Origin of the sequence: Pseudonocardia sp. (genome assembly GCF_025965585.1) — a bacterium.
Classification (GTDB): Bacteria; Actinomycetota; Actinomycetes; order Mycobacteriales; family Pseudonocardiaceae; genus Pseudonocardia.
This window is the reverse complement of record NZ_JAOPWR010000516.1, coordinates 1-23,040: the sequence shown is the minus strand read 5'-3', so window position 1 is coordinate 23,040 and position 23,040 is coordinate 1. Positions and strand designations below refer to the sequence as shown.

Annotated in this window: 23 protein-coding genes and 1 pseudogene; 13 read left to right on the top strand and 11 right to left on the bottom strand. The window is 73.0% G+C overall.

Translation table 11 applies throughout. From position 1 onward, the window contains the following. Both JWR81_RS31760 and JWR81_RS31755 read left to right on the top strand, forming a co-directional pair. Nucleotides 1-242: sigma-70 family RNA polymerase sigma factor (locus tag JWR81_RS31760; RefSeq protein WP_297661288.1), on the top strand; the 242-nt coding region annotated here is incomplete at its 5' end. Beyond that, a complete protein-coding gene (locus tag JWR81_RS31755) occupies nucleotides 243-1,334 on the top strand; it encodes a hypothetical protein (protein ID WP_297661287.1) in 1,092 nt (363 codons plus the stop codon). An 85-nt stretch (nucleotides 1,335-1,419) separates the two neighbouring features. On the opposite strand, the gene JWR81_RS31750 is transcribed toward JWR81_RS31755, so the two are convergent. Continuing rightward, the gene (locus JWR81_RS31750; protein ID WP_297661285.1) at nucleotides 1,420-1,797 is read right to left on the bottom strand and encodes a DUF5319 domain-containing protein; all 378 of its coding nucleotides are present in this window, start codon (nucleotides 1,795-1,797) and stop codon (nucleotides 1,420-1,422) included. A 140-nt stretch (nucleotides 1,798-1,937) separates the two neighbouring features. On the opposite strand from JWR81_RS31750, the gene guaB reads away from it, so the two are divergent. Together guaB and JWR81_RS31740 are read left to right on the top strand one after the other, a co-directional pair. Beyond that, nucleotides 1,938-3,443, top strand: a complete 1,506-nt coding sequence (gene guaB / locus JWR81_RS31745; RefSeq protein ID WP_297661283.1) for an IMP dehydrogenase — start codon at nucleotides 1,938-1,940, stop codon at nucleotides 3,441-3,443. Between the two features lie 23 nt (nucleotides 3,444-3,466). Continuing rightward, complete coding sequence (locus JWR81_RS31740; RefSeq protein WP_297661281.1) at nucleotides 3,467-4,591, top strand: GuaB3 family IMP dehydrogenase-related protein; 1,125 nt, start codon at nucleotides 3,467-3,469, stop codon at nucleotides 4,589-4,591. A 66-nt stretch (nucleotides 4,592-4,657) separates the two neighbouring features. Here the strand turns inward: JWR81_RS31740 and JWR81_RS34615 are convergent, their stop codons facing one another. Together JWR81_RS34615 and JWR81_RS31730 are read right to left on the bottom strand one after the other, a co-directional pair. Next, on the bottom strand, nucleotides 4,658-4,888 hold the full coding sequence (locus tag JWR81_RS34615) for an alpha-E domain-containing protein (protein WP_367278891.1): 231 nt from the start codon (nucleotides 4,886-4,888) through the stop codon (nucleotides 4,658-4,660). 94 nt (nucleotides 4,889-4,982) lie between these two features. Continuing rightward, entirely contained in the window at nucleotides 4,983-5,156 is a 174-nt protein-coding gene (locus JWR81_RS31730; protein WP_297661278.1) for a hypothetical protein, read from the bottom strand. Nucleotides 5,157-5,219: 63 nt separating this feature from the next. Here JWR81_RS31730 and guaA point away from each other — a divergent pair, with 63 nt between their 5' ends. Both guaA and JWR81_RS31720 read left to right on the top strand, forming a co-directional pair. After that, nucleotides 5,220-6,770 (top strand): glutamine-hydrolyzing GMP synthase, encoded by a 1,551-nt coding sequence (guaA, locus tag JWR81_RS31725; RefSeq protein ID WP_297661276.1) that lies wholly within the window; start codon nucleotides 5,220-5,222, stop codon nucleotides 6,768-6,770. Nucleotides 6,771-6,875: 105 nt separating this feature from the next. After that, nucleotides 6,876-7,805 (top strand): methylenetetrahydrofolate reductase, encoded by a 930-nt coding sequence (locus tag JWR81_RS31720; protein ID WP_297661274.1) that lies wholly within the window; start codon nucleotides 6,876-6,878, stop codon nucleotides 7,803-7,805. A 120-nt stretch (nucleotides 7,806-7,925) separates the two neighbouring features. On the opposite strand, the gene JWR81_RS31715 is transcribed toward JWR81_RS31720, so the two are convergent. Further along, complete coding sequence (locus tag JWR81_RS31715; RefSeq protein WP_297661272.1) at nucleotides 7,926-8,147, bottom strand: hypothetical protein; 222 nt, start codon at nucleotides 8,145-8,147, stop codon at nucleotides 7,926-7,928. Further along, nucleotides 8,140-9,369 carry a PspC domain-containing protein gene (locus JWR81_RS31710; protein ID WP_297661270.1) on the bottom strand — a complete coding sequence of 410 codons (1,230 nt, stop codon included), beginning with the start codon at nucleotides 9,367-9,369 and terminating at the stop codon, nucleotides 8,140-8,142. Before JWR81_RS31710 ends, JWR81_RS31715 begins: the two co-directional genes overlap by 8 nt. Before the next feature lie 109 nt (nucleotides 9,370-9,478). Between JWR81_RS31710 and JWR81_RS31705 the strand changes: the two genes are divergently transcribed. Beyond that, nucleotides 9,479-10,825 (top strand): ATP-binding protein, encoded by a 1,347-nt coding sequence (locus JWR81_RS31705; RefSeq protein WP_297661268.1) that lies wholly within the window; start codon nucleotides 9,479-9,481, stop codon nucleotides 10,823-10,825. Then, the gene (locus tag JWR81_RS31700) at nucleotides 10,822-11,514 is read left to right on the top strand and encodes a response regulator transcription factor (protein ID WP_297661266.1); all 693 of its coding nucleotides are present in this window, start codon (nucleotides 10,822-10,824) and stop codon (nucleotides 11,512-11,514) included. Before JWR81_RS31705 ends, JWR81_RS31700 begins: the two co-directional genes overlap by 4 nt. Here JWR81_RS31700 and JWR81_RS31695 read toward each other — a convergent pair. The 4 genes from JWR81_RS31695 to JWR81_RS31680 form a co-directional block, all read right to left on the bottom strand. After that, entirely contained in the window at nucleotides 11,511-12,500 is a 990-nt protein-coding gene (locus JWR81_RS31695) for a hypothetical protein (protein ID WP_297661264.1), read from the bottom strand. The two genes, JWR81_RS31700 and JWR81_RS31695, sit on opposite strands and share 4 nt — an antisense overlap. A gap of 148 nt (nucleotides 12,501-12,648) precedes the next feature. Continuing rightward, a complete protein-coding gene (locus JWR81_RS31690; protein ID WP_297661262.1) occupies nucleotides 12,649-13,374 on the bottom strand; it encodes a PIG-L deacetylase family protein in 726 nt (241 codons plus the stop codon). Nucleotides 13,375-13,402: 28 nt separating this feature from the next. Beyond that, nucleotides 13,403-13,723, bottom strand: a complete 321-nt coding sequence (locus tag JWR81_RS31685) for a hypothetical protein (RefSeq protein WP_297661260.1) — start codon at nucleotides 13,721-13,723, stop codon at nucleotides 13,403-13,405. 60 nt (nucleotides 13,724-13,783) lie between these two features. After that, complete coding sequence (locus JWR81_RS31680; protein WP_297661289.1) at nucleotides 13,784-14,098, bottom strand: chorismate mutase; 315 nt, start codon at nucleotides 14,096-14,098, stop codon at nucleotides 13,784-13,786. A 320-nt stretch (nucleotides 14,099-14,418) separates the two neighbouring features. On the opposite strand from JWR81_RS31680, the gene pcrA reads away from it, so the two are divergent. Continuing rightward, on the top strand, nucleotides 14,419-16,794 hold the full coding sequence (pcrA, locus tag JWR81_RS31675) for a DNA helicase PcrA (RefSeq protein WP_297661258.1): 2,376 nt from the start codon (nucleotides 14,419-14,421) through the stop codon (nucleotides 16,792-16,794). A gap of 94 nt (nucleotides 16,795-16,888) precedes the next feature. On the opposite strand, the gene JWR81_RS31670 is transcribed toward pcrA, so the two are convergent. Further along, nucleotides 16,889-17,575 (bottom strand): M23 family metallopeptidase, encoded by a 687-nt coding sequence (locus JWR81_RS31670; protein WP_297661256.1) that lies wholly within the window; start codon nucleotides 17,573-17,575, stop codon nucleotides 16,889-16,891. Between the two features lie 378 nt (nucleotides 17,576-17,953). Next, nucleotides 17,954-18,949 (bottom strand): alpha/beta fold hydrolase, encoded by a 996-nt coding sequence (locus tag JWR81_RS31665; RefSeq protein ID WP_297661254.1) that lies wholly within the window; start codon nucleotides 18,947-18,949, stop codon nucleotides 17,954-17,956. Nucleotides 18,950-19,170: 221 nt separating this feature from the next. Between JWR81_RS31665 and sucC the strand changes: the two genes are divergently transcribed. From sucC to JWR81_RS31645, 4 genes and pseudogenes are all read left to right on the top strand, one after another. Next, on the top strand, nucleotides 19,171-20,370 hold the full coding sequence (sucC, locus tag JWR81_RS31660) for an ADP-forming succinate--CoA ligase subunit beta (protein ID WP_297661252.1): 1,200 nt from the start codon (nucleotides 19,171-19,173) through the stop codon (nucleotides 20,368-20,370). A gap of 5 nt (nucleotides 20,371-20,375) precedes the next feature. Then, nucleotides 20,376-21,263 (top strand): succinate--CoA ligase subunit alpha, encoded by an 888-nt coding sequence (gene sucD / locus JWR81_RS31655; protein WP_297661250.1) that lies wholly within the window; start codon nucleotides 20,376-20,378, stop codon nucleotides 21,261-21,263. A gap of 174 nt (nucleotides 21,264-21,437) precedes the next feature. Next, entirely contained in the window at nucleotides 21,438-22,532 is a 1,095-nt protein-coding gene (locus tag JWR81_RS31650; RefSeq protein WP_297661248.1) for a DUF5336 domain-containing protein, read from the top strand. A gap of 88 nt (nucleotides 22,533-22,620) precedes the next feature. After that, nucleotides 22,621-23,040 (top strand): annotated as a pseudogene (locus JWR81_RS31645) (hypothetical protein); the annotation flags it as partial.

Genomic DNA, 23,040 nt, shown 5'->3' with positions numbered 1-23,040 from the left:
TGGAGTCCGGTGACGGTCCCGAGCAACGTGCCCTGCGCGTCGAACTGTCCGGCGAGATGTCTGCCCTGCTCGAAACGCTCCCCGAGAAGCAACGAGAGATCCTGGTGCTACGCGTGGTGGTCGGCCTTTCCGCCGAGGAGACGGCCGAGGCGGTCGGTTCCACCCCCGGTGCCGTCCGGGTGGCCCAGCACCGCGCGCTGGCCCGGTTGCGCAAGTCGATGCCCGAAGAGGAGGTGGTCTGAGTGCGTGACGACAGACGCGGTAACGGCTCGGGGATCCCCTTCGGCGGTGGCCGCCACAGGATCAACGGCACCAACGGTGTGCACCCCGATGGCCTGAGCACCACCCCGATCCCGCTCCAGGAGTACGAGGAGCCGATCGACCTCGTCGCGGTGCAGGCCGACGACGAGCTGGTCAACGCCCTGCGCGCCGGCATGGCCGTGTCCGCCCCCGGCGTGCACGGCTACGACGCCGACGACCACGTGGTCGCGATACTGGCGGCGTGGAAGGCCGAGGTCGACGCCGAGCCGATCCCCGAGCTCGTCGACATCGACATGGCCATGGCCGCGATCGAGTCGGGCCGGCCGTCCACCGCCCGTCGCACGCGCCGCCACCTGGCCCCCGTCGCCGCGGCGGCCGCGTTCGTCGTGCTCGCGATCGGCGGGGTCTCCATCGGCTCCGCCAGCTCCCAGCCGGGTGACGCGCTGTGGGCCGTGTCGAAGGTCCTCTACAGCCAGCGCGCGCAGTCCGTCGAGGCCGCCGCCCGCGCGGAGACCCGCATCAGCTCCGCCAAGCAGGCGCTCGCCGAAGGGCAGCCCGTCGTCGCGGCGCAGGAGTTGCAGCAGGCCCAGGCCGATCTCGCGTCCGTCCGACCGCAGGAGGGGAAGGCGGATCTGGCCGACGTCCAGAGCTTCCTGGTCGCCAAGGCCGACGAGACCCCGCCCGGTCAGCCCACTGACCCCGGTACGCCGCTCAAGTCGGACCGCAAGCGGAAGGTGCCGCGGGGGGCGGGGATGTCGGAGTCGCCGAATCCCGGCCCGTCCAGCACGGGAACGACGTCCACGGACACACCGGGTACGGAGCCGTCCAGCGGCGGTCCCAGTGGCACGGCCAACCCGGGTGGCGGCGTGGCGCCCACCGTGTCCCCCAGTCCAACGGCCACGAACGAGGGCAGGAAGGACCGGAAGCCCACCCCCGCCCCCACCACCGCCACGGTCGAGGGCGGCCCCTCCACCACCACGCCCCAGGGCATGAACGGGGCGGAGGGTTCTCCCGCCAGCAGCACCACGGCGGCGGGCGACGGCAGCACCACGCCGACCCGGGTCACCAGCTGAGAACAACGACGACGGCCCCCGGTTCCTGCTCGCGCAGGACCACCGGGGGCCGTTCGTCGTTCCGGGTGGATCAGTTCCGGGTGGATCAGGAGTCGGACAGCACCGCGTCGGCGTAGCCGCGGCAGTACTCCCAGGTGACATAGCTCGTGGGATCAGGATCGAAGGCAGGCTCGTGCGGGCGCATCTGCCCCTCGTCGAGCAGCTGCTGCAGGCTGGCGCGCAGCAGGCTCCACTCGTGGAAGTGCTGCTCGCCGCAGTCGCCGCAGTCGACGACAATGCCGCGCACTCCGCGGGCCTCCAACAGGGCCTGGTAGACCGCCAGGTCGGCGAGGTCGGCGACGACCTCCTCGCGCTCGTCCTCGCTCAGCTCGTCCTGCTCCTCCGCCTCCTGGGGGTCCAGGGACAGCGCGGGGTCGTGCGGATCTCCGGCGAACGGGTCCGGTGGCAGGGCATCTGACGACACGCTGTCAACGATACCTGCTCCCACCGGCGGCCGGACGGGCGATGACTCCGGACACATCGCGACCCGCGCGCCACCGCTCCGGCCCGCGGATACGATGGTCCGACAGGGGGTCCACGCGGTCAGACGATGGGACGCAAAGAATGACGAGCGAGACCGCAGGACTGCCGGCGAAGTTCGCGATGCTGGGCCTGACGTTCGACGACGTACTGCTGTTGCCGGCCGAGTCCGATGTGGTGCCCAGCGCCGTCGACACGGGGACGCGGGTCACGCGGCGGGTGCGGTTGAAGGTGCCGCTGGTGGCCTCGCCGATGGACACCGTCACCGAGGCGCGGATGGCCATCGCGATGGCGCGCGCGGGCGGCCTCGGCACGCTGCACCGCAACCTGTCGCCCGAAGAGCAGGCCGCCCAGGTCGAGGTGGTCAAGCGCTCCGAGGCGGGCATGGTCACCGATCCGGTCACGTGCTCGCCGGAGGACACCCTCGCCGACGTCGACGCGCTGTGCGCCAAGTTCCGCATCTCCGGTGTCCCCGTCACCGACGGCGCGGGCAAGCTCGTCGGCATCATCACCAACCGCGACATGCGGTTCGAGATGGACCACACGCGCCCCGTGCTCGAGGTGATGACCCACGCGCCGCTGATCACCGCGCGCGTCGGCGTCTCGGCTGAGGCCGCGCTGGGCCTGCTGCGCCGCCACAAGCTGGAGAAGCTGCCGATCATCGACGGCGACGGCATCCTCCGCGGCCTCATCACGATCAAGGACTTCAACAAGACCGAGAAGTACCCGCTCGCCACCAAGGACCCGGACGGGCGGCTCGTCGTCGCCGCCGCGGTCGGCGTGGGCGAGGAGGGCTACGCGCGGGCCATGCAGCTCGTCGAGGCCGGTGCCGACGTCCTCATGGTCGACACCGCCCACGGCCACTCGCGGCGCGTCCTGGAGACCGTCGCGAAGCTGCGGGCCGAGGTGGGCCACCACGTCGACGTCGTCGGCGGCAACGTCGCCACCCGTGCGGGCGCGGCGGCACTCGTCGAGGCCGGGGCCGACGCGGTCAAGGTCGGCGTCGGGCCGGGCTCGATCTGCACCACGCGCGTCGTCGCCGGCGTCGGCGCCCCTCAGATCACCGCGATCTACGAGGCCGCGCAGGCCTGTGCGGCGGCGGGCGTGCCCGTCATCGGCGACGGTGGCATCCAGTACTCGGGCGACATCTCCAAGGCCATCGCGGCCGGCGCGTCCACCGTCATGCTGGGCAGCCTGCTCGCGGGCACCGCGGAGTCGCCGGGCGACGTGATCTTCGTGGGCGGCAAGCAGTACAAGGTCTACCGGGGGATGGGCTCGCTGGGCGCGATGCAGTCGCGCGGCGACGCCAAGTCGTACTCCAAGGACCGCTACGCACAGGACGACGTGCTCAGCGAGGACAAGCTCGTGCCCGAGGGTATCGAGGGGCGCATCCCGTTCCGCGGGCCGTTGTCGCAGGTGGTGCACCAGCTCATCGGCGGCCTGCGCTCCGGGATGGGCTACGCGGGGGCGCAGACCATCGAGCAGCTGCAGCAGGCGCAGCTCGTCCGCATCACCGCGGCGGGGCTCAAGGAGAGCCACCCGCACGACATCACGATGACGGTCGAGGCGCCCAACTACGCCGCCCGCTGACCTGCGCTCTACGCTGGTTCCTCGTGCGTGACCTCGTGGAGATCGGGATGGGCCGGGAGGCCCGTCGCAGCTACGACCTGAACCAGGTCGAGATCGTGCCGTCGCGGCGGACGCGGAGCTCCAAGGAGGTCTCCACCGCCTGGCAGCTCGACGCCTACCGCTTCGAGATCCCGCTGGTCACCCACCCGACCGACGCGGTCGTGTCGCCGGCCAGCGCGGTGCGGATCGGGCAGCTCGGCGGCTTGGCGGTGCTCAACGCCGAGGGCTTGTGGTCCCGCCACGCCGACGCCGACGGGGCGCTGGCCCAGGTGATCGAGGCCGCCGCGTCCGACGACCCGACCGCCGCCGTCCGGCTCCTGCAGGAGCTGCACGCCGCGCCGATCGACGCGGCGCTGCTGAAGGAGGCGCTGCGCACCGTCCGGGAGGCGGGCGTCACCGTCGCGGCACGCGTCAGCCCCCAGCGGGCCCGTGAGCTCACCCCCGACCTGCTCGCTGGCGGCGTGGAGATCCTCGTCGTGCAGGGCACGATCATCTCCGCCGAGCACGTCTCCGGCGGGGAGCCGCTCAACCTGAAGGACTTCATCGCCTCGCTCGACGTGCCCGTCGTCGCGGGCGGCGTTGGTGACTACCGCACCGCCATGCACCTCATGCGCACCGGCGCGGCCGGCGTCATCGTCGGGTACGGGGAGTCGTCGGCCACCACCACCGACGACGTGCTGGGCATCGGCGTCCCGATGGCCACCGCCGTCGTCGACGCGGCTGCGGCCCGCCGTGACTACCTCGACGAGACCGGCGGCCGCTACGTCCACGTCATCGCCGACGGCGGCATGGGCGCCTCCGGCGACCTGGCCAAGGCGATCGCCTGCGGCGCCGACGCGGTGATGCTGGGCGAGCAGCTCACGGAGGCGACGGAGGCACCGGGGCAGGGCCTGTACTGGACGTCCTCGGTGGCCCACCCCAGCCTCCCGCGCTCGGAGGTCACGGGCTTCGCCCCCGGCGACCGCGATTTGGAGCAGGTGCTGTTCGGCCCGGCCACCAGCCCCTACGGCACGGTCAACCTCTTCGGGGCCCTGCGCCGCGCGATGGCGAAGACGGGCTACTCGGACCTGAAGGAGTTCCAGCGCGTCGGACTCACCGTCCGCGGCTGAGGTCGCGCTGGTCGAGATCGACATGGCCCAGCTCGCTGATCAGGCCGGTTCCGGCGGCAGCGAGGGTCACAGGTGTGTTCGAGCACCTCGGCGAACCACAGCAGGTCGTGGTTCAGCCCGGTCAGCAGCGCGCGCAGCTCGGTGCGGGTGCCGTCGGGGCCGCGGCGGGCTCCGGGGCTCGCACAGCGTGGCGGCGAGCAGGGCGGCGACGTGCTGGGCGCGCTCCACGCGACGACCGGCGTCGAGCAGGCACCATCCGGCGTCGCGGACGAGGCTCTCGGCGGCCGGCCCGGCCAGGGCCAGCAGCCCCTCAAGGACCCGTGAGAGCGCCCTGGAGATGTCGGCGGCCTCTCGGGGCGGCCCAGCTCCCCGAGCACCATCTCCAGCCGGCTCAGGAGGAACCAGGTGTCGGAGAGAGCTGCTCGCGGACGGCCTGGGCTGCGCCGGTGAGGCGGTGCACCGCGTAGGCGAGCGTGCCGGGCCGGGTGCGGTCGGTGAGCAGCGCGAACAGCTCGTTCCCGGAAGAGACGACGCGCTCGTCCTTCGAGACGGTGCCCGCGCCCATCCGCAGCGGCGTCCTCCGGCAATGTGACCCCGGGCTCAGCAGGCCGCCGACTACGCTGGAAGCGTGCAGCCGCCCACCGTCCTCGTCGTCGATTACGGCGCCCAGTACGCCCAGCTCATCGCCCGTCGCGTGCGTGAGGCGCAGGTGTATTCCGAGATCGTGCCCGGCAACACGCCGGTGGAGGAGATCGTGGCGCGCAAGCCCGTCGCCGTCATCCTCTCCGGCGGGCCGGCCAGCGTGTACGCCGACGGCGCTCCCAGCGTCGATCCCGCCCTGTTCGAGGCCGGCATCCCGGTGCTCGGGCTCTGCTACGGGTTCCAGGCGATGGCCCGCGCGCTCGGCGGCGAGGTCGCGCCCGACGGCACGCGCGAGTACGGCCGCACCGAGCTGACGGTCACCGACCACCCGGGCACACTGCACGACGGCCTGCCCGCCAGACACCCGGTGTGGATGAGCCACGGCGACTCGGTCGTGACCGCACCTCCGGGCTTCACCGTCACCGCGTCGTCCGAGCGGGCGCCCGTCGCGGCGTTCGAGGACACCGACCGGCGTCTGGCCGGCGTGCAGTACCACCCCGAGGTGGGCCACTCGCCGCACGGCCAGGAGGTGCTGCGCCGGTTCCTGCACGACGTCGCCGAGATCGGCACGGGCTGGAACACCTCCTCGATCATCGACGACACCATCGCTGCCGTCCGCGCCCAGGTGGGCGAGGGTCGCGCGATCTGCGGGCTCTCGGGCGGCGTCGACTCCGCAGTGGCCGCCGCGCTCGTCCAGCGCGCCCTCGGCGACCGGTTGACCTGCGTGTTCGTCGACCACGGCCTGCTGCGGAGCGGTGAGCGTGAGCAGGTGGAGCGCGACTTCGTGGCCGCCACCGGCGCGAAGCTGCACACCGTCGACGTGGCCGACCGGTTCCTGAAGGCGCTGGCGGGGGTCACCGACCCCGAGCAGAAGCGCAAGATCATCGGCCGCGAGTTCATCCGGGTGTTCGAGGCCGCCACCTCCGAGGTCGCGGCGGAGGAGCACGTGGGGTTCCTCGTCCAGGGGACGTTGTACCCCGACGTCGTCGAGTCCGGCGGAGGATCGGGCACCGCCACGATCAAGAGCCATCACAACGTCGGCGGGCTGCCCGACGACATCGAGTTCACGCTGGTCGAGCCGTTGCGCGCGCTCTTCAAGGACGAGGTCCGCCGCGTCGGCGCCGAGCTCGGGCTGCCCGAGACCATCGTCGGGCGCCAGCCGTTCCCGGGCCCGGGCCTGGGCATCCGGATCATCGGCGAGGTCACCTTCGACCGGCTCGAGACGCTGCGCGCGGCCGACGCGATCGCCCGCGAAGAGCTCACGGCGGCCGGGCTGGACAACACCGTCTGGCAGTGCCCCGTCGTGCTGCTGGCCGACGTCCGCAGCGTCGGCGTGCAGGGCGACGGCCGCACCTACGGCCACCCCATCGTCCTGCGCCCGGTCAGCTCCGAGGACGCCATGACGGCCGACTGGACCCGCCTGCCCTACGAGGTGCTGGAGCGCATCTCCACGCGCATCACCAACGAGGTGGCCGAGGTCAACCGCGTGGTCCTCGACGTCACGAGCAAGCCGCCGGGCACGATCGAGTGGGAGTAGCGGCCACCGCTCCGTAGCGACTCGCGCACCACCTTGTGTCGACTCGCACGGCGGGTTGCGCGGACTCGGGTGCCGTTTCGTGCCGGCTCACGGTTGGATGGGCGGGTGGGCAACCCCGTCTTGATCCCGGCCGACCTCCCGGGGCGGCTCGCCGACGCGCTCCGCACCGGGCGGTTCGCCGTCACCGCCGAGATCGGGCCGCCGCGCGGCGCCGACGTCGGCGCGATCCGCGAGTCCGCGGCGCTGCTGCGCGACTGGGTGGACGCCGCCAACGTCACCGACAACCAGGGCGCGCAGGTGCGGGTGTCGAGCTTCGCGGGCAGCGTCGTCGCGCTGGCCGAGGGGCTCGAGCCGATCATGCAGATGACCTGCCGCGACCGCAACCGGATCGCGCTGCAGTCCGACCTGCTCTCGGCGGGCGCGCTGGGCATCCCCAACCTCGTGCTGATGACCGGTGACCGCCCCGAGCGCGGCGACCACAAGGACGCCACGCCCGTCTTCGACCTGGGCTCCGAGACGCTCATGGCCGCCGCCCGGGAGCTGCGCGACGAGGCCCGGCTGCTGTCCGGCCGTGAGATCAGCCCGCCTCCGCGGTTCCTGCTCGGTGCGGTCGACACCGGTGCGGGCGTGCCCGACCGGCTGCAGCAGAAGATCGACGGCGGCGCGGAGTTCGTGCAGACCCAGTTCGTGTTCGACGTCGAGCAGTTCGCCCGCTGGATGGAGCAGGTGCGCGACCGCGGGCTCACCGAGCGGTGCGGGATACTCGCCGGCGTCGGGCCGATCCGGTCGCTGCGGGCGCTGGAGTTCATGGCCGCGATCCCCGGGGTGGTGATCCCGGAGGCGTTCGAGCGACGGCTGCGCGGCGTGCCCGCCGACCGCGTCGCGGCCGAGGGGATGGCCGCCTGCGCCGAGACGGTGGCGGCGCTGCGCGAGGTGCCCGGCGTCGCCGGGGTGCACGTCATGGCCGTCGGCTACGAGCAGGGCGTCCCCGCGATCCTGCAGACCGCAGGCCTGGGCCCCGTCCGTACCCCCTGACGACGAACGGGAGCGGCACCGGGCCCCCGCCCGGTACCGCTCCCGTCCTGGTGCGCCGCACCTCCCCGTGCGCGGCGCTGCGGCGGCCCGGTCCGCTCCCCAGCGCCGGACCCCGCCGATCTAGTCGGTGCGTCGCCCCTTGAGGCTCCCCACCAGCAGGAGCAGCCCGATCACCGCCGCGCCCCCCGCGAGCAGCCAACGGGGGTCGAAGCCGGCAAGGCTCGGCACCTGCCCGACGAACGCCGACACCGCCATCCCCAGGGCCAGGAGCCCCACCAGCAGCATCACCACGTCGGGGCCGCGCCTGCGGGTCACCTCGTTCGTGTGATCGCGATCAGCCACGGTGCACCTCCACGTCTCCGGCGCCCGTCGACAGGTCGAGGACGATCGTCCTGCCGGACCGGACGCCGTCGGCGCCCAGGTCGTCGGTCACGTCGAGTCGCGATCCGGGCCCCGAGACCTTCCGGTCGCCGAACTGGACGTCGCCGAAGCCGGACGACCCCTTCAGCGTCACGTCCGCGTTCGCCGGCACGTCCACCGTCACGTCACCGGCGCCGAGCGACACCGTGGTGCTCACCGACGTGGTGTCGGTGCCGGTCAGCGGGAGGCCGCGCAGGTCGAGCGTGATGTCTCCCGCCGCGCGCTGGTAGCTCGGCTGCAGCTCGGCGAGAGTGGTGGGGGCGGCGTGCAGGCCGCCGAAGCGGTTGCCCTCCCAGCGGTGGATCGGCGCCGCGACGGCGCCCCACGTCAGCGCGCTCAGCAGCAGCGCGATCGGGATCAGGCCGCGCCCGCTGCGGACGAATGCGCCCACCAGCAGCCCCGCGCCGATGACGGCCGACACGGCGCCGAACAGCAGCGGCACGGTCTCCGCTGACAGGGCGCCCAGCAACAGCAGCACGACGGCCGTCGCGGCCCCGGTGAGCAGGGCGATCCCCAGCGTCACCGACGTGACGGGCAGCCGGCGTGGCCGCGGCGGGGCGGGTGCGGGCACCGGGCTCGGCTCGGGCAGGTCCCAGGCGAACGGGGCGGCGCCCAGCGGGTCCCAGGCCGGCGGGGTCGGCTCGGCCGGCTCCTTGACGAGCGACGGGCCGGCCGTCGTGCTCGGGGTGGCCACCGTCGGGGCGTCCGCGGAGGCCGCGGCCTGCGGCCCGTACGCCGACGTCCCCGCCACCCGGCGGCCGCGGCTGCGGTGCAGCAGGAACAGCAGCGCCAGCGCGGCCAGCGTCGGCAGGACGAAGCCCCCGCGGCTGGTGAACAGGGTGCCGAGCGTCGCGGCGGCGGCCGCGGCCAGCGCGATCACCATGATCCCGCGCGGGGACCGGCGGCCCGGGGAAGCCGGGTCCTCCGGCGCCTCGGGCAGGGCGATCCACCCCGCGATGTAGAGCGCGGCGCCGATGCCGGTGAACGCCGCCACCACGAACCCGATGCGCACGAGCGTCGGATCGATGTCGTAGCGGCGGGCGATCGCCGAGGCCACCCCCGCCACCTGGCGGTCGTCGCGCGGCCGTGCGGGCCGCGTCTCCCACATCTCACGGAGCGTGCCGTGCACGTCGGTCGTGTTCATGACGACGAGACTGCCGGTCCGCGGCCACCCGGGGTATGAGGGATTGCCCCGAGACACCCCGGAGATTCCCCCGATGCCCGGGCTTCCCACTCGTGTGACCATGGACGACGTGAACAGCCCCGCACCCACCACCGCCCCGGGCCCGGCGGTCACCCCGCCGCTGGTCCGGCGGCGCAGCGGGCGGTTCGTCGCGGGCGTGGCCGGGGGCGTGGCCGACCACCTGGGCGTCGACGTCCTGTGGGTGCGGGCCGGGTTCGTCGTGCTCACCGCGATCAGCGGTGCGGGCGCGATGGCCTATGGGCTGCTGTGGATCTTCGTGCGGCAGGACCGGAGCGACACCGCCCGCCTGCCCGGACGTCGCGAGCGCCAGCAGGCCTACGGGCTGGTGGCGCTGGGTATCGGCGCGGGCATCGCGGCGTCGACGTTCGGCGACTCGGTGGCCGGCTGGATAGTCGGGCCGCTCGGCGTGGCCGCCGTCGGCGCGGCGGTGGTGTGGCGGGAGGCCGACGAGTCGCAGCGCCGGCGCTGGACGGAGGGCGCCCGCTCCGGGATCACCGGGCTGTCGGGCGGTGGGCGCAGCGCGCTCCTGCGGGTGACGGCGGGTGCCGTGTTCGTGACCGCGGGCATCGGGGTGTTCCTGATCGGCAACCTCCAGCTCGGGCAGGTGCAGTTCGCACTGCTCGCGGTGCTGGCCACGCTCGTCGGCGTCGCCGTCATCACCGTGCCGTGGTGGGTCAAGCTCGTGCGTGACCTCGGTGAGGAGCGCCGCGAACGCATCGTCGAGGCCGAGCGCGCTGAGATCGCCGCCCACCTGCACGACTCGGTGCTGCAGACCCTCGCGCTCATCCAGCGCCAGTCCGACCAGCCGCGCGAGGTGCTGCGGCTGGCCCGTGGTCAGGAGCGCGAGCTGCGGCACTGGCTCTACGGCCCCGCAGGCTACGGGCGGTCCGGGGCGGCGGATCCCGGGCTCGACGCCGGCCTGGCCGCGGCGATCACCACCGCCGCCGCGGAGGTCGAGGACACCTATGCGATCGACATCCGGCCCGTGGTGGTCGGCGACCACTCCCTCGACGACGGGCTGCGCGCCCTGGTCCTCGCCGCGCGCGAGGCGATGGTCAACGCGGCCAAGCACGCGAAGGTGTCCGAGGCGAGCGTCTACGTCGAGGTGGAGCCCGGGGAGGTGCACGTGTTCGTGCGCGACCGTGGCGTCGGCTTCGACCCCGACGACATCCCCGACGACCGGCACGGCCTCGCCGACTCCGTGCACGGCAGGATGGCCCGGCACGGCGGCACCGTGCGCCTGCGCAGCACGGCGGGGGAGGGCACCGAGGTCCAGCTGCGGATGCCCGTCGAGGACCTCACGCCCGACCAGCCCACTCCCGGCGACACCCGCACCGACCACACCAGCGCCGACCAGCCCGCCCCCGCGGACCGCGACCAGGAGGCCTCCCCGTGACCGAGCCCGAGACCGCCCCGGACGCCGCAGCCGGCGCCGCTCCCATCCGCGTGTTCCTCGTCGACGACCACGGCCTGTTCCGCTCCGGGGTGCGCGCCGAGCTCGACCGCGGCGTCCCGGACGTCACGGTCGTCGGCGAGGCAGGCTCCGTCGACGAGGCGGTGGCCGCCATCCGGCACACCCGGCCGGACGTGGTGCTGCTCGACGTCCACATGCCCGACGGCGGCGGCGCCGAGGTGCTGCGCCGCATCCGCCCCGAGCTGCCCGACGTGGTGTTCCTGGCGCTGAGCGTCTCGGACGCGGCCGAGGACGTCATCGCGGTGATCCGGGCGGGGGCGCGCGGCTACGTCACGAAGACGATCTCCGGGCGCGAGCTGGCCGACGCCGTGCGGCGCGTACGGTCCGGCGACCCGGTGTTCTCCCCGCGGCTCGCGGGGTTCGTGCTCGACGTGTTCTCCGACCGGCCGGGCGCGGACCCGCCCGGCGACCCGGAGCTCGACCTGCTCACCCGCCGCGAGCGCGACGTGCTGCGGTTGCTGGCGCGCGGCTACGCGTACAAGGAGATCGCGGGGGAGCTGTTCATCTCGGTGAAGACCGTGGAGACGCACGTGTCGAGCGTGCTGCGCAAGACCCAGCTGTCCAACCGCTACGAGCTCTCGCGGTGGGCGTCGGACCGGCGGCTGGTCTAGAGCAGGCCGCCGAGGAGCCCGTTGACCGCGGACGAGACGGGCGCGGTGGCCTTCTGGAGGGTGCCGGTGACGGGAGCCGTCGCCTTCTGCAGCGGGGCGGTGACCGGGGCCGTGGCGTTGTCCACGGTGTTCCCGAGCGCCTTGCCCGCGCCGGTGACCGTGTCGCCGACGCCCGTCACGACCCCGCCGACGGGCCCCGGGACGCTGTTGCCGAGCCCCGACGCCGTCTCGCCGACGGCGGCGGTGGCACCGCTGACCGTGCTGCCGAGGCTCGTGTTCGCGGAGTCGCCGCCGGAGGAGCCGCCGGCGGCGGACTTGCCGCCGTTCGACCCCGAGCTGCTGCCGGCACCGGTGCCGCTCGAGGGCGTGGAGCCGGAGGCCGGCTTCCGGGCGCCCGTGGCGCCACCGGATGTGGACGGGGCCTTCGCCGCAGTGGTGCCGTCGGTGCTGCCGGCCAGCGCGCTCGGGAACGCGACGGGGATCCAGGAGACGGGCGCCCCGGTGGCGGCGTCGAGGCCGCCGGTGCCCGCGGTGGGGCTCAGGGCCACCCCGGGGATCGTCGGCCCGGCGGTGCCGGTGCCGTCGAGGATGCCCTGGCCGGGGTGGGTCCCCGCGGCGGCGTCCTGCTGGTGGAGCGATGTGTCGGTGACGACGGCCGCGCCGAAGACGGAGCCCGCGGCGAGGAGGGTGCCCGCGGCGATTGCCCCGCGGCGGACGACCACGCGCTTCGCGATGGTCTCGGTGGGCCGGTCGTCGACGAACTCACCGGACTCCTCGACCCGCGACGTGCGGGGCAGCACCGGCCGGTCGAGTGCGTGGGGGGCACGGCCCTCGCGGCGGAGCAGGCTGCCGACGGACAGCGGCGGAGCGGTCTCCGAGCCGAGGATCCTGCCCGGCGCCGGCGCGTTGCGCTTGAGCAGTTCGGCGACGGTGAGGACGCCTGACGTGGATGAGCGCGGACCAGCTGGGGCAGCGAACTGGGCCACGACGGGTGTCCTCCCTTGGAGTGAACAGGCTGTGAGATGTCTACCCGAACGGCGAGTAACGGACCAAGTGTTACTCGCCCGCTCGTCGTCCTTCACCCGTATGGACTATATCCACTCGTCGGCCGTGACCGACCGTTCATCCGGCCGGTCAGCCGACGGTGACAACCTGGAAGGCCTCGGCCAGCGTTCCGTCCGGCAGTCCGAAGCGGCGGGCGACGTCGGCGGCCGTCCCGCGGATGCGCTCCTCGAGCCCCTCCATGTGCGCGGTCTGCGACCCGTGGGCGCCCAGCGCGGCGATCTTGCACTCGATCGTGGCGGTGACGTCGACGGGGTGGTCGACCCGCTCCTCGGGCGCACCCATGATCCACAGCTCCCGGACGGTCCAGGCCTCGAGTCCCTCGTCCGCGAGCAGTTCGGGATGCGCGAAGGGGTTGCGGGCGTCCGGGTAGACGGCGGCGAGCGCCGCCTCGCCCGCCGCCCGGTGGTCGGGGTGGGACGCGCCGAGGCGCTTCCACCAGATCTCCGGCGACTGCGTCAGCACGCGCTGCGGCTGCACCCGGCGGATCTCGCGGCTGATGTCGCGGCGCAGCTCGATGCTCGGCGTCAGCTTCCCGTCCGGGTAGCGCAGGAAGGTGACGTCGTGGACCCCGACCTCGACCGCGGCGGCCTTCTGCTCGGCCTCCCGCAGCGGGGCCATCTGGTCACGGGGGGTGTCGTCGAAGCCGCCGGCGTCGCCGGAGGTGCAGATGCAGTACGAGACGTCGATGCCGGCACGCGTCCAGGCCGCGACGGTGGCAGAGGCGCCGAAGTCGACGTCGTCGGGGTGGGCGGTGACGACGAGCACGCGCTTGACGTCGATCGGTGGTGTGGGCACCCAGAAAGCCTACGGTGGCCCGCAGGGGTCAGGAGATGCCGCGGAACTGCTCGCGCGTGGAGTCGAGGGCCTGCTTGGCGGCGATACCGGCGCCACCGCCGAGCAGCAGGCCGACGACGTCCACCGGCACGCTGTTCGCGTTGGTGAGGAGCAGCCCGATCAGCGCGACGAGCGCGGTGCCGCCCGCCACCTTCCACCGCCCCGACACGTAGTCGGAGGTGGCGGTGCCGGACAAGCCCCGCTTGCGGGCGGCGTTGTTCAGCATGGCGAGGTAACCGACGTGCCCCAGCGCGGCGAGCAGGCCGACGAGGGCCACCACCGCCGCGACGATCCCGAACACTGTGCCCATGCCTCCACTGTGCCACTCGCGCCGCCCGTGCGTCGGGATCCGCGCCGGCGGATCCGTGGCTCAGTGCCGTCCGAGGTGGCCGCGGCCCAGGCGCAGCAGGATCATCCCGAGCTCGTGGCCGTCGGCGCCCAGCTCCGCGAACTTCTTCAGCACCGTCATCTCGCGGTTGTAGACGATGCGCGGGCCGCCCGCGGCCATCCGCGCGCGGCCGACGCGCTGCGACACCTCGCTGCGCCGCTTGACGAGCCGCAGGATCTCGGCGTCGAGCTCGTTGATCTCCGCACGGAGGGCCTGGATCTCGTTCTCGGTCGGCAGGTCGTCGACTCCCGTGGAGTCCCTGCTGGAGTCCCTGCTGGCGTCCTCGCCGGTCGTCACGGTCACGGTCTCCTCCTCATGTGTGGGTCCCCCGCCCCGTGACGCGAAAACGCCCCGGATCCGTCAGGACTCCGGGGCGTCGTTGGGGCTGGTCAGCAGCTGGCCACGGGCACCGAGGTCCGGTACCCGTAAAACTCTGTCCCTACGAGATGGCGGCAGCTGATCAGAAGCACGGCGACAGTCTGCCACAGCAACCGGTGGCGCGACAGCACACTGTCGGCGGCTCTCGGTACCCTTCGAACACCGATGAACGAGCCTGCGAGTGAATCCATGTCACAGCGTCTGCGCGAAGCGTCGACCGAGCGCAGCGAGGTCATACGTTGAGCGCGCTGTTCGAACTACCTGCCCAGACGCCCGTCCAGCCCGGCACCTCGCACGGTGCGGCGTTGCTGGAGGGGCTCAACCCGCGCCAGCGGGAGGCGGTGGTGCACGCCGGGTCGCCGCTGCTGATCGTCGCGGGGGCCGGGTCGGGCAAGACCCGCGTGCTCACGCACCGCATCGCGTGGCTGCTCGCCGAACGGGGTGTGCACCCCGGCGAGGTCATGTCCATCACCTTCACCAACAAGGCCGCGGCCGAGATGAAGGAGCGGGTCGACGCGCTGGTCGGGCGCCGGGCCAACGCGATGTGGGTCTCCACGTTCCACTCCATGTGCGTGCGTATCCTGCGGCGCGAGGCCCAGCACCTGGGTGTGCGCAGCGCGTTCTCCGTCTACGACGCCGATGACACGCGCCGGCTCATCGGGCTGGTCTCGCGCGACCTGGAGCTCGATCCCAAGAAGTTCGCGCCCCGCGCCGTCGCCGCGCAGATCTCGAACCTCAAGAACGAGCTCCTCGGCCCGGAGGACGCCGCCGAGCGGGCCACCAACGAGTACGAGCGCAAGGTCGCCGAGGTCTACCGCGTCTACCAGGCCCGGCTGCACACGGCCAACGCGTTCGACTTCGACGACCTGATCATGGAGACGGTGTCGCTGCTGCAGCGGCTGCCCGCCGTGGCCGAGTACTACCGGCGCCGGTTCCGGCACGTCATGGTCGACGAGTACCAGGACACCAACCACGCGCAGTACGTCCTGGTCCGCGAGCTGGTGGCGCCCGCGGTGCCCGGCGCCCAGCCGGCAGAGCTGTGCGTGGTCGGCGACTCCGACCAGTCGATCTACGCCTTCCGGGGCGCCAACATCCGCAACATCATCGAGTTCGAGAAGGACTTCCCCGACGCGCGCACCATCCTGCTGGAGCAGAACTACCGCTCCACGCAGCGCATCCTCTCGGCGGCCAATGCCGTCATCGCGCGCAACCCGGACCGCCGCGACAAGCGCCTGTGGTCCGAGCAGGGCGACGGAGAGAAGGTGGTCGGCTACGTCGCCGACAACGAGCACGACGAGGCCGCGTTCGTGGCGCAGGAGATCGACCGCCTGGTCGACTCGGGCGAGGTCCGCAACTCCGACGTGGCCGTCTTCTACCGCACCAACTCGCAGTCGCGCGTGTTCGAGGACGTGTTCCTGCGCGTCGGGCTGCCGTACAAGGTCGTGGGCGGGGTGCGGTTCTACGAGCGCAAGGAGGTCCGCGACGCGCTCGCGTACCTGCGGGTGCTGTCCAACCCCGAGGACACCGTGAGCCTGCGCCGCATCCTCAACGTGCCCAAGCGGGGCATCGGCGAGCGAGCCGAGGAGCTCGTGGCGTCCTACGCCGACCGCGAGCGCATCTCGTTCACCGCCGCGCTGCGCGTCGCCGCGGAGCAGCCCGAGCGCATCCCGGCGCTGGCCACGCGCTCGCAGCGCTGCATCGCCGCGTTCGTCCGCATCCTCGACGACCTGAACGAGCTGGTGGAGCGCGGCGAGGAGACCGCTGAGATCCTCGAGGCGATCTACGCACGCACCGGGTACACCGCCGAGCTGGAGGCCAGTGAGGACCCCCAGGACGGTTCCCGGCGGGAGAACCTCGCCGAGCTCGTCACGGTGGCGCGGGAGTTCGCGGGCGACGCCGCGGTGGCCGATCTGGCGCTGGCCGAGGCCGGTATCGACGTGGAGGTCCCCGAGCCCGAGCCGGGTGTCCCGGAGCCGGGCTCGCTCGCCGCGTTCCTGGAGCGTGTGGCGCTCGTGGCCGACGCCGACTCCATCCCCGACAACGAGGAGGGCATGGTCACGCTGATGACCCTGCACACCGCGAAGGGCCTGGAGTTCCCGGTCGTGTTCGTCACCGGTTGGGAGGACGGCGTGTTCCCGCACATGCGGGCCATGGGCGACCCCGCCGAGCTGGCCGAGGAGCGACGGCTCGCCTACGTGGGCATCACCCGGGCCCGGGAGCGGCTCTACATCTCCCGCGCCATGATCCGGTCGTCGTTCGGGCAGCCCAACGCCAACCCGGCGTCGCGGTTCCTCGGCGAGATCCCGGACGAGCTGGTCGACTGGCGGCGCTCGGAGCCCGAACGTTCCGCCCCCGTCGGGAGGTTCGGGTTCGGCAAGCGGGCGGCCGGGAACGTGCACGCCACCGACCGCGGCACCTGGAACGTGCCGAAGGCGTCGATGGCGCCCACCCTGAGCCTGGACGTGGGCGACCGCGTCAACCACGACAAGTACGGCCTCGGCACGGTGGTCGCCTCCGACGGTGCGGGCGTGCGCGCCACCGTCACCATCGACTTCGGCAGCTCGGGCACGGTGCGGTTGATGCTCATCGGCGGCGTGCCGATGCAGAAGCTCTAGCCCGGCGCGCGCAGCTCCGCGCGCGTGGGGCCGGACGGCGGGCGCGGTCCTGAACGATCGTGCCGCGATCCGGCGTGGCGCCCGCCGGGTTCGCTCAGCCGATGTCGATGCCGTGCTCGGCGAGCCACGGCAGCGGGTTGATCTTCGTGCCGTCGGGCGTCCAGATCTCGAAGTGCAGGTGCGGGCCGGTGGACTCCCCGCGGTTGCCGATCTCGGCGATCTTCTCGCCGGCCGTCACCTTCTCGCCGACCGTGACGAACATGCGGTTCACGTGGCCGTACACGCTGTGGCTGCCGTCGGGGTGGCGCAGCACCACCCAGAGCCCGAAACCGGACGCGGGGCCCGCGTCCTCCACCACGCCGTCGGTCACGGCGTAGATCGGCGTGCCGATCGCGTTGGCGATGTCGATGCCGTAGTGCACGACGCCCCAGCGACCGCCGAAGCCGGAGGTGAAGGTGCCGACGGCGGGGCGCACGAACACCTCGTCGTCGAAGATGTGCGCGTCGGTGGCGCCGTCCGCCTCCGCCGCGGAGATGAGCGAGGCCTGCTTGGCGAGCTGCTGGCCGATGTCAGCGGCCTTGGCGAGGTTCTGCACGTCGACCTCGGACTGGGGGTCGAGCGCGCCGATCGCGAGGGCGTTGCCCGGGAGCTGGTCGCCGCCGATCGCGTTGACGGCGAAGCCGGAGCCCCCAGCCGACGGCGGCGAACTGGTGGTCTGGGCCACCGGCAGGATCGCGCTCGCCATGACGGGCGTGTCGTCGGGCATCACGAACGAGACCATCGTCTGTCCGGCCGCGACGACGGCACCCGCGGCGACGGCGGCAACCGTCGCGCGTCCGTGGACGGACGCCGCGGGTGGCGGCGGGAGACGATGCGCTCCCGGGTTCGCGACGACGGTCAGACGTGTCGTGCGATCGGGTTCGTCCTCCTGGGCGCCGCTGGGGGAGCGGTGGCGCACCAAGACCTGCCCTTCTCGACGAGGTGTCGGTGGTGCCCGTGTCGGGTGCACTCCGGCGCGGTCGGGGAGTTCCGCGGGGACGTTCGGGGGCGTCCCTGTTGCCGTCGTGACCGGTCCGTGACCCGGGTTCAGGGACCGTAGCGGGGGTCACGCGTGGGGGGCAAATCGGGTTGCGGCGTGTCGGGATCGGTTCCTCGGCGATCAGGACGCCGGCGAGGACTGATCACGGAAGGTGGTGATCGACGCGACGCTTCGGGCCTGACCGCGGCGGAACGGGTGACACCCACGGTCCGAACGGGCCAGGGCCGTGGCCACCCAGTGCACCGACCGGGGGTCGAGCGGGAGGGAAAGGTGACCGACGTCATGCATCTCGAACTGCTCGACGTCGAGGTCGGGATGGGTGAGCCGGGCGTTGCGCTGCGGCACGATCATCTGGTCCATCCGGCTCCACACCACGAGGAACCGGGTGCTGCAGTCCGGCGCGGGCTCCGTGAGCTCCTCGATCAGCTCCGAGCCGGGGCGCAGCTGGCGGGCCAGCGGGGTGGGCAGCAGGTACGCCGCGAGCGTGCCGCTGTGCGGGCTGCCCAGCGTCACCAGCGTGTCGACGACCGCCGAGCCGCCCATGCGCTGCACGTAGTAGCGGGCGATCATCCCGCCGAGGGAGTGGCCGACGATGTGCACCTTGTCGGCGCCGGTCTGCCCGCGCAGCCGCTCCACGTGGCTGCGCAGCTGGTGGGCCGCGTCACGGACGTCGCCGGTGAACAGGCTGTAGTTGACCGCGTGCACCACCCCGAAGCCGCGGCGGCGCAGTGTCCGGCGGAAGACGGCGAACACCGAGCGGTTGTCCATGATCCCGTGCACCAGGAGGATCGGGGTGCCCGCGGCCTCGACGTCGGTGACCACGAGGCTGCGGCGCCGCGGACGCAGGTTGTCGGTGCGGTACCCATCGCCCGACTCGGCGAGCTTCTCGGCCACCAGGCCCGCGGGGTAGGCGGCGAGGTGGGCGGCGAGCCAGGCCCACTCGACGGCGAGGCCCCTGACCCCGGCCGGACGCCCGCACGTGCGGGCCACGTAGCGCGCGGCCTGGCCGATCTCCCCGAGCGAGCGGAGCGCGGACGAGGTGAGGGCCGACATGGTGCTGCGCACCACGTCGCCCGCCATGGCCAGGCGGTCGAGTCCTCCATGGACCAACGCCATGGTCCCACGGTAAGCGATCCCGCCCCCGTTGTCGTCTCGACCAGAAACACGTCGTCGGGCCGCTGGGTGAGGCGGAGGGTGACAGCGGTCACCGGCCCAGGTCAGGGCACGTGCGACGGGCGTCGCTAGGGTCGTTTGCGGCAGCGGATCCGCGGGCCCCTCCCTCTGGCGAGGCCGACCCGCAGGCACATCACTGTGACACGCAGAGAAGCGGGAGAGCCATGGACCTCTACGAGTACCAGGCGAAGGATCTCTTCGCCGCGCATGGAGTCCCGGTACTTCCGGGCAAGACCGTCGAGACGGCCGAGGACGCCAAGGTGGCGGCTGCCGAGCTCGGCACGGCCGTGGTCGTCAAGGCGCAGGTGAAGGTGGGCGGCCGCGGCAAGGCCGGCGGCGTCAAGCTGGCGGAGACGCCGGAGGAGACGCAGGAGAAGGCCGCTGCCATCCTCGGGATGGACATCAAGGGCCACACGGTGCACCGCGTCCTGGTCACCACGGCCAGCGACATCGCGGAGGAGTACTACTTCTCCTTCCTGCTCGACCGGTCCAACCGGACGTTCCTCGCCATGGCCTCGGCCGAGGGCGGCATGGAGATCGAGCAGCTCGCCGTCGAGCGCCCGGACGCGCTGGCGCGCATCCCGATCGACGCGATCGTGGGCGTCGACAAGGCGAAGGCCACCGAGATCGTCACGCAGGCCAAGTTCCCGGCCGCCGTGATCGACCAGGCCGCCGACGTCGTCGTCAAGCTGTGGGAGACCTTCGTCGCGGAGGACGCCACGCTCGTCGAGGTCAACCCGCTGGTGCGCGACCCGCAGGACAAGGTCATCGCGCTCGACGGCAAGGTCACCCTCGACGACAACGCCGACTTCCGGCACCCCGGCCACGCCGCGCTGGTCGACGAGCGCACCGAGAACCCGCTCGAGGCGAAGGCCAAGGCCAAGGGCCTCAACTACGTCAAGCTCGACGACGGCCAGGTCGGCATCATCGGCAACGGCGCAGGCCTCGTGATGAGCACCCTCGACGTGGTCGCCTACGCCGGGGAGAAGCACGGCGGCGTCAAGCCCGCCAACTTCCTCGACATCGGCGGCGGCGCGTCGGCGCAGGTCATGGCCGACGGGCTCGACGTCATCCTCGGCGACCCGGACGTCAAGGCGGTGTTCGTCAACGTCTTCGGCGGCATCACGGCGTGTGACGCGGTGGCCACCGGCATCGTCGAGGCCCTGAAGATCCTGGGTGACGGCGCCACCAAGCCGCTCGTCGTCCGGCTCGACGGCAACAACGTCCTCGAGGGGCGCAAGATCCTCGACGAGGCGAACCACCCGCTCGTCACGCAGGTGGACACGATGGACAACGCGGCCGACAAGGCCGCCGAGCTCGCCGCGGCGGGAGCCGCGAACAACAGCACAGCGGCGGGGGCCTGATACCGATGTCGATCTTCCTCAACGAGAACAGCAAGGTCATCGTCCAGGGCATCACCGGTGGTGAGGGCACCAAGCACTCCACCAAGATGCTCGCGGCGGGCACCAACATCGTCGGTGGCGTGAACGCGCGCAAGGCCGGCACGACCGTCGAGATCGGCGGCAAGTCCCTCCCGGTGTTCGGCACCGTCGAGGAGGCCATGAAGGAGACCGGCGCCGACGTCAGCGTCGCCTTCGTGCCCCCGAAGTTCACCAAGGACGCCGTGATCGAGGCCATCGACGCGGAGATCCCGCTGCTGGTGATCATCACCGAAGGTGTCCCGGTCCACGACTCCGCCTACTTCTGGGCGCACGCCGTGGCCAAGGGCAACAAGACGCGGATCATCGGCCCGAACTGCCCCGGCATCATCAGCCCCGGCAAGTCGAACGCCGGCATCATCCCGGCCGACATCGCGGGGGCCGGCAGGATCGGGCTCGTCTCCAAGTCGGGCACGCTGACCTACCAGATGATGTACGAGCTGCGCGAGATCGGCTTCTCCACCGCCATCGGCATCGGCGGCGACCCGGTCATCGGCACCACGCACATCGACGCGCTCGAGGCCTTCGAGGCCGACCCCGAGACCGCCGCGATCGTGATGATCGGCGAGATCGGCGGCGACGCGGAGGAGCGCGCGGCGGCGTACATCAAGGAGAACGTGACCAAGCCGGTCGTGGGCTACGTCGCGGGCTTCACCGCCCCCGAGGGGAAGACGATGGGCCACGCCGGCGCCATCGTCTCCGGCTCGGCGGGCACCGCGCAGGCGAAGAAGGAGGCCCTCGAGGCCGCCGGCGTCAAGGTGGGCAAGACGCCCAGCGAGACCGCCGCCCTCATGCGGGAGATCATCGCGGCGCTCTAGCCGTCGGTCGTCGTCCGGGGCAGGCCGCCTCCACCGCCTCGCGCGGAGGAGGCGGCCTGCCCGTCGTTCAGGGGCTTCTCCAGCGGGCCACAGGGAGGTCTCAGGTGCATGGGCTAGCGTCGGTCGCACCCGTACGACGGACCGCGGGAGTCCGCACGGAGGGAGTTCTCTGACATGACGCAGTACCCCGGCACACCCCACCCCGGTGCCCAGCAGCCGCCCGAGGCGTCGAGCGACGCCACCACCGGATCGTCGGCCGTCCCGGCCGACGTTCAGCTGCCGCCGGGGCCCGCCCGCCTGCTGGCGCTGGCCGCAGGCGGCCTCGGTGTCGTCGTCTACCTGATCGGCTTCTTCGCCGAGTTCGGCCTCGCCACCACGGTCGTCGGGCCGCTCCTGCTGGGCGGCGGGTTGCTCACCGCCGCGGCGGCGGCCCTGCCGAAGGTGGGCCGGGTACTGCTGCCCGGTGCCGTCGCGGTCACGGTGGGCATGCTCCTGCTCCTGCAGGCCGTCGCAGGCGGCGGCGCGTCCACCACCGTGGTCATCGCGCTCGTGCTCGCGTTCCTGGAGGCCGTCGCGGCGGGCGGCGCCGTGCTCCTCGACACGGGCCTCGTCACCGCCCCGGCCCCGCGCCCCAAGCGCTCCGGTCCGGACCAGCAGCAGTACCCCGGCTACCCCCAGGGCTACGGTCAGCAGGGGTACGGCCAGCCCGGCTTCGGGCAGCAGCCCGGGTACGGCCAGCCCGGCGGCTACGGCCAGCCGTCGTGGGGCCAGCAGTACGGCGCCCCCCAACCCGGCTACGGCCAGCCGGGTGAGCACGGTCAGCCCGCGTGGGGCCAGCCCGGCCACGGTCAGTCGGCACACCCGCAGGGCCAGTCGGGCGGGCCGCAGGGCCAGCCGGCCTGGGTCCCATCCGCCGATGCGGGTGCCACCACGGCCACCCCCTGGTACGGCGGAGGCGGATCGTCGTCCGACGCCACGGTGGCCACGCCAGCCGCTCCGGCCCCGACGCAGGCCAACGCACCGGCGTCCGCCGACTCCACCACCGCCGTCCGGCCGGGCGACGCCACCCCGGCGTCGGGTCAGCAGGTGGCGGGCCAGTCGGCGGGGAGACCGTCGTCGTCGCCCGTGCCCGCAGCCAGGCCCTCCTCCCCAGCAGCCCCCTTGCCGCAGGTGGCGAACGGGGAGGGCCGCCACGAGCACGGTCCCGCCGACGGCGGCGGTACCGCCGCCACCCGCTTCATACCCCCGGACGAGAACGCGAAGAACTGACGCCGTTTCACCCGCGCGGGTGGCATCGAGCTGATCCCGCTCGGCGTGCCTGCCCGGCACCGGCGCCCGGCGCTGCGACGCTGACGGGGTGACCCGCACCCTCGAAGGCCACCCCGCCGACGATCCGGCCGCGCCGGGCACCGCCATCCCGGGCTCCGTTGAGGGTCTGGACCGGCTGCGGATCCTGCTGGCGGTCGCGATGGGCACCGTGCTCGTCAGCTACGCGCTGCTCGTGCCGGCGGCCGCGCTCGCCGTGCTGACCGCGGGCGGCGGCATGTCGCTCGACGGCGCCTTCGCCGCCGCCATCCCGCTGTGGCTGGCCGCCCACCAGATCCCGCTCGTGCTGCAGGGGCAGCCGCTCAGCGTCCTCCCGCTGCTCCCGACGGGCGTCGTGTTCGCCGTCGTCCTCGCCGGCTCGGGATGGGCGGTGCGGCGGCTGGGCTGCCGCTTCCGGGCCGACGCCGGCGCGGTGCTGGCCTCGGTCGCGGGTGCGCACGCCGCCGTCGCC

Bases quoted from the DNA above. Each gene is read 5' to 3' on its own strand.
- JWR81_RS31665 (WP_297661254.1), bottom strand. From the start codon at position 18,949: ATGGCGTTGGTCCATGGAGGACTCGACCGCCTGGCCATGGCGGGCGAC.
- JWR81_RS31685 (WP_297661260.1), bottom strand. From the start codon at position 13,723: ATGGGCACAGTGTTCGGGATCGTCGCGGCGGTGGTGGCCCTCGTCGGC.
- sucC (WP_297661252.1), top strand. From the start codon at position 19,171: ATGGACCTCTACGAGTACCAGGCGAAGGATCTCTTCGCCGCGCATGGA.
- JWR81_RS31670 (WP_297661256.1), bottom strand. From the start codon at position 17,575: ATGGTCTCGTTCGTGATGCCCGACGACACGCCCGTCATGGCGAGCGCG.
- JWR81_RS31730 (WP_297661278.1), bottom strand. From the start codon at position 5,156: ATGGGCGCGGGCACCGTCTCGAAGGACGAGCGCGTCGTCTCTTCCGGG.
- guaB (WP_297661283.1), top strand. From the start codon at position 1,938: ATGACGAGCGAGACCGCAGGACTGCCGGCGAAGTTCGCGATGCTGGGC.
- sucD (WP_297661250.1), top strand. From the start codon at position 20,376: ATGTCGATCTTCCTCAACGAGAACAGCAAGGTCATCGTCCAGGGCATC.
- JWR81_RS31650 (WP_297661248.1), top strand. From the start codon at position 21,438: ATGACGCAGTACCCCGGCACACCCCACCCCGGTGCCCAGCAGCCGCCC.
- JWR81_RS31710 (WP_297661270.1), bottom strand. From the start codon at position 9,369: ATGAACACGACCGACGTGCACGGCACGCTCCGTGAGATGTGGGAGACG.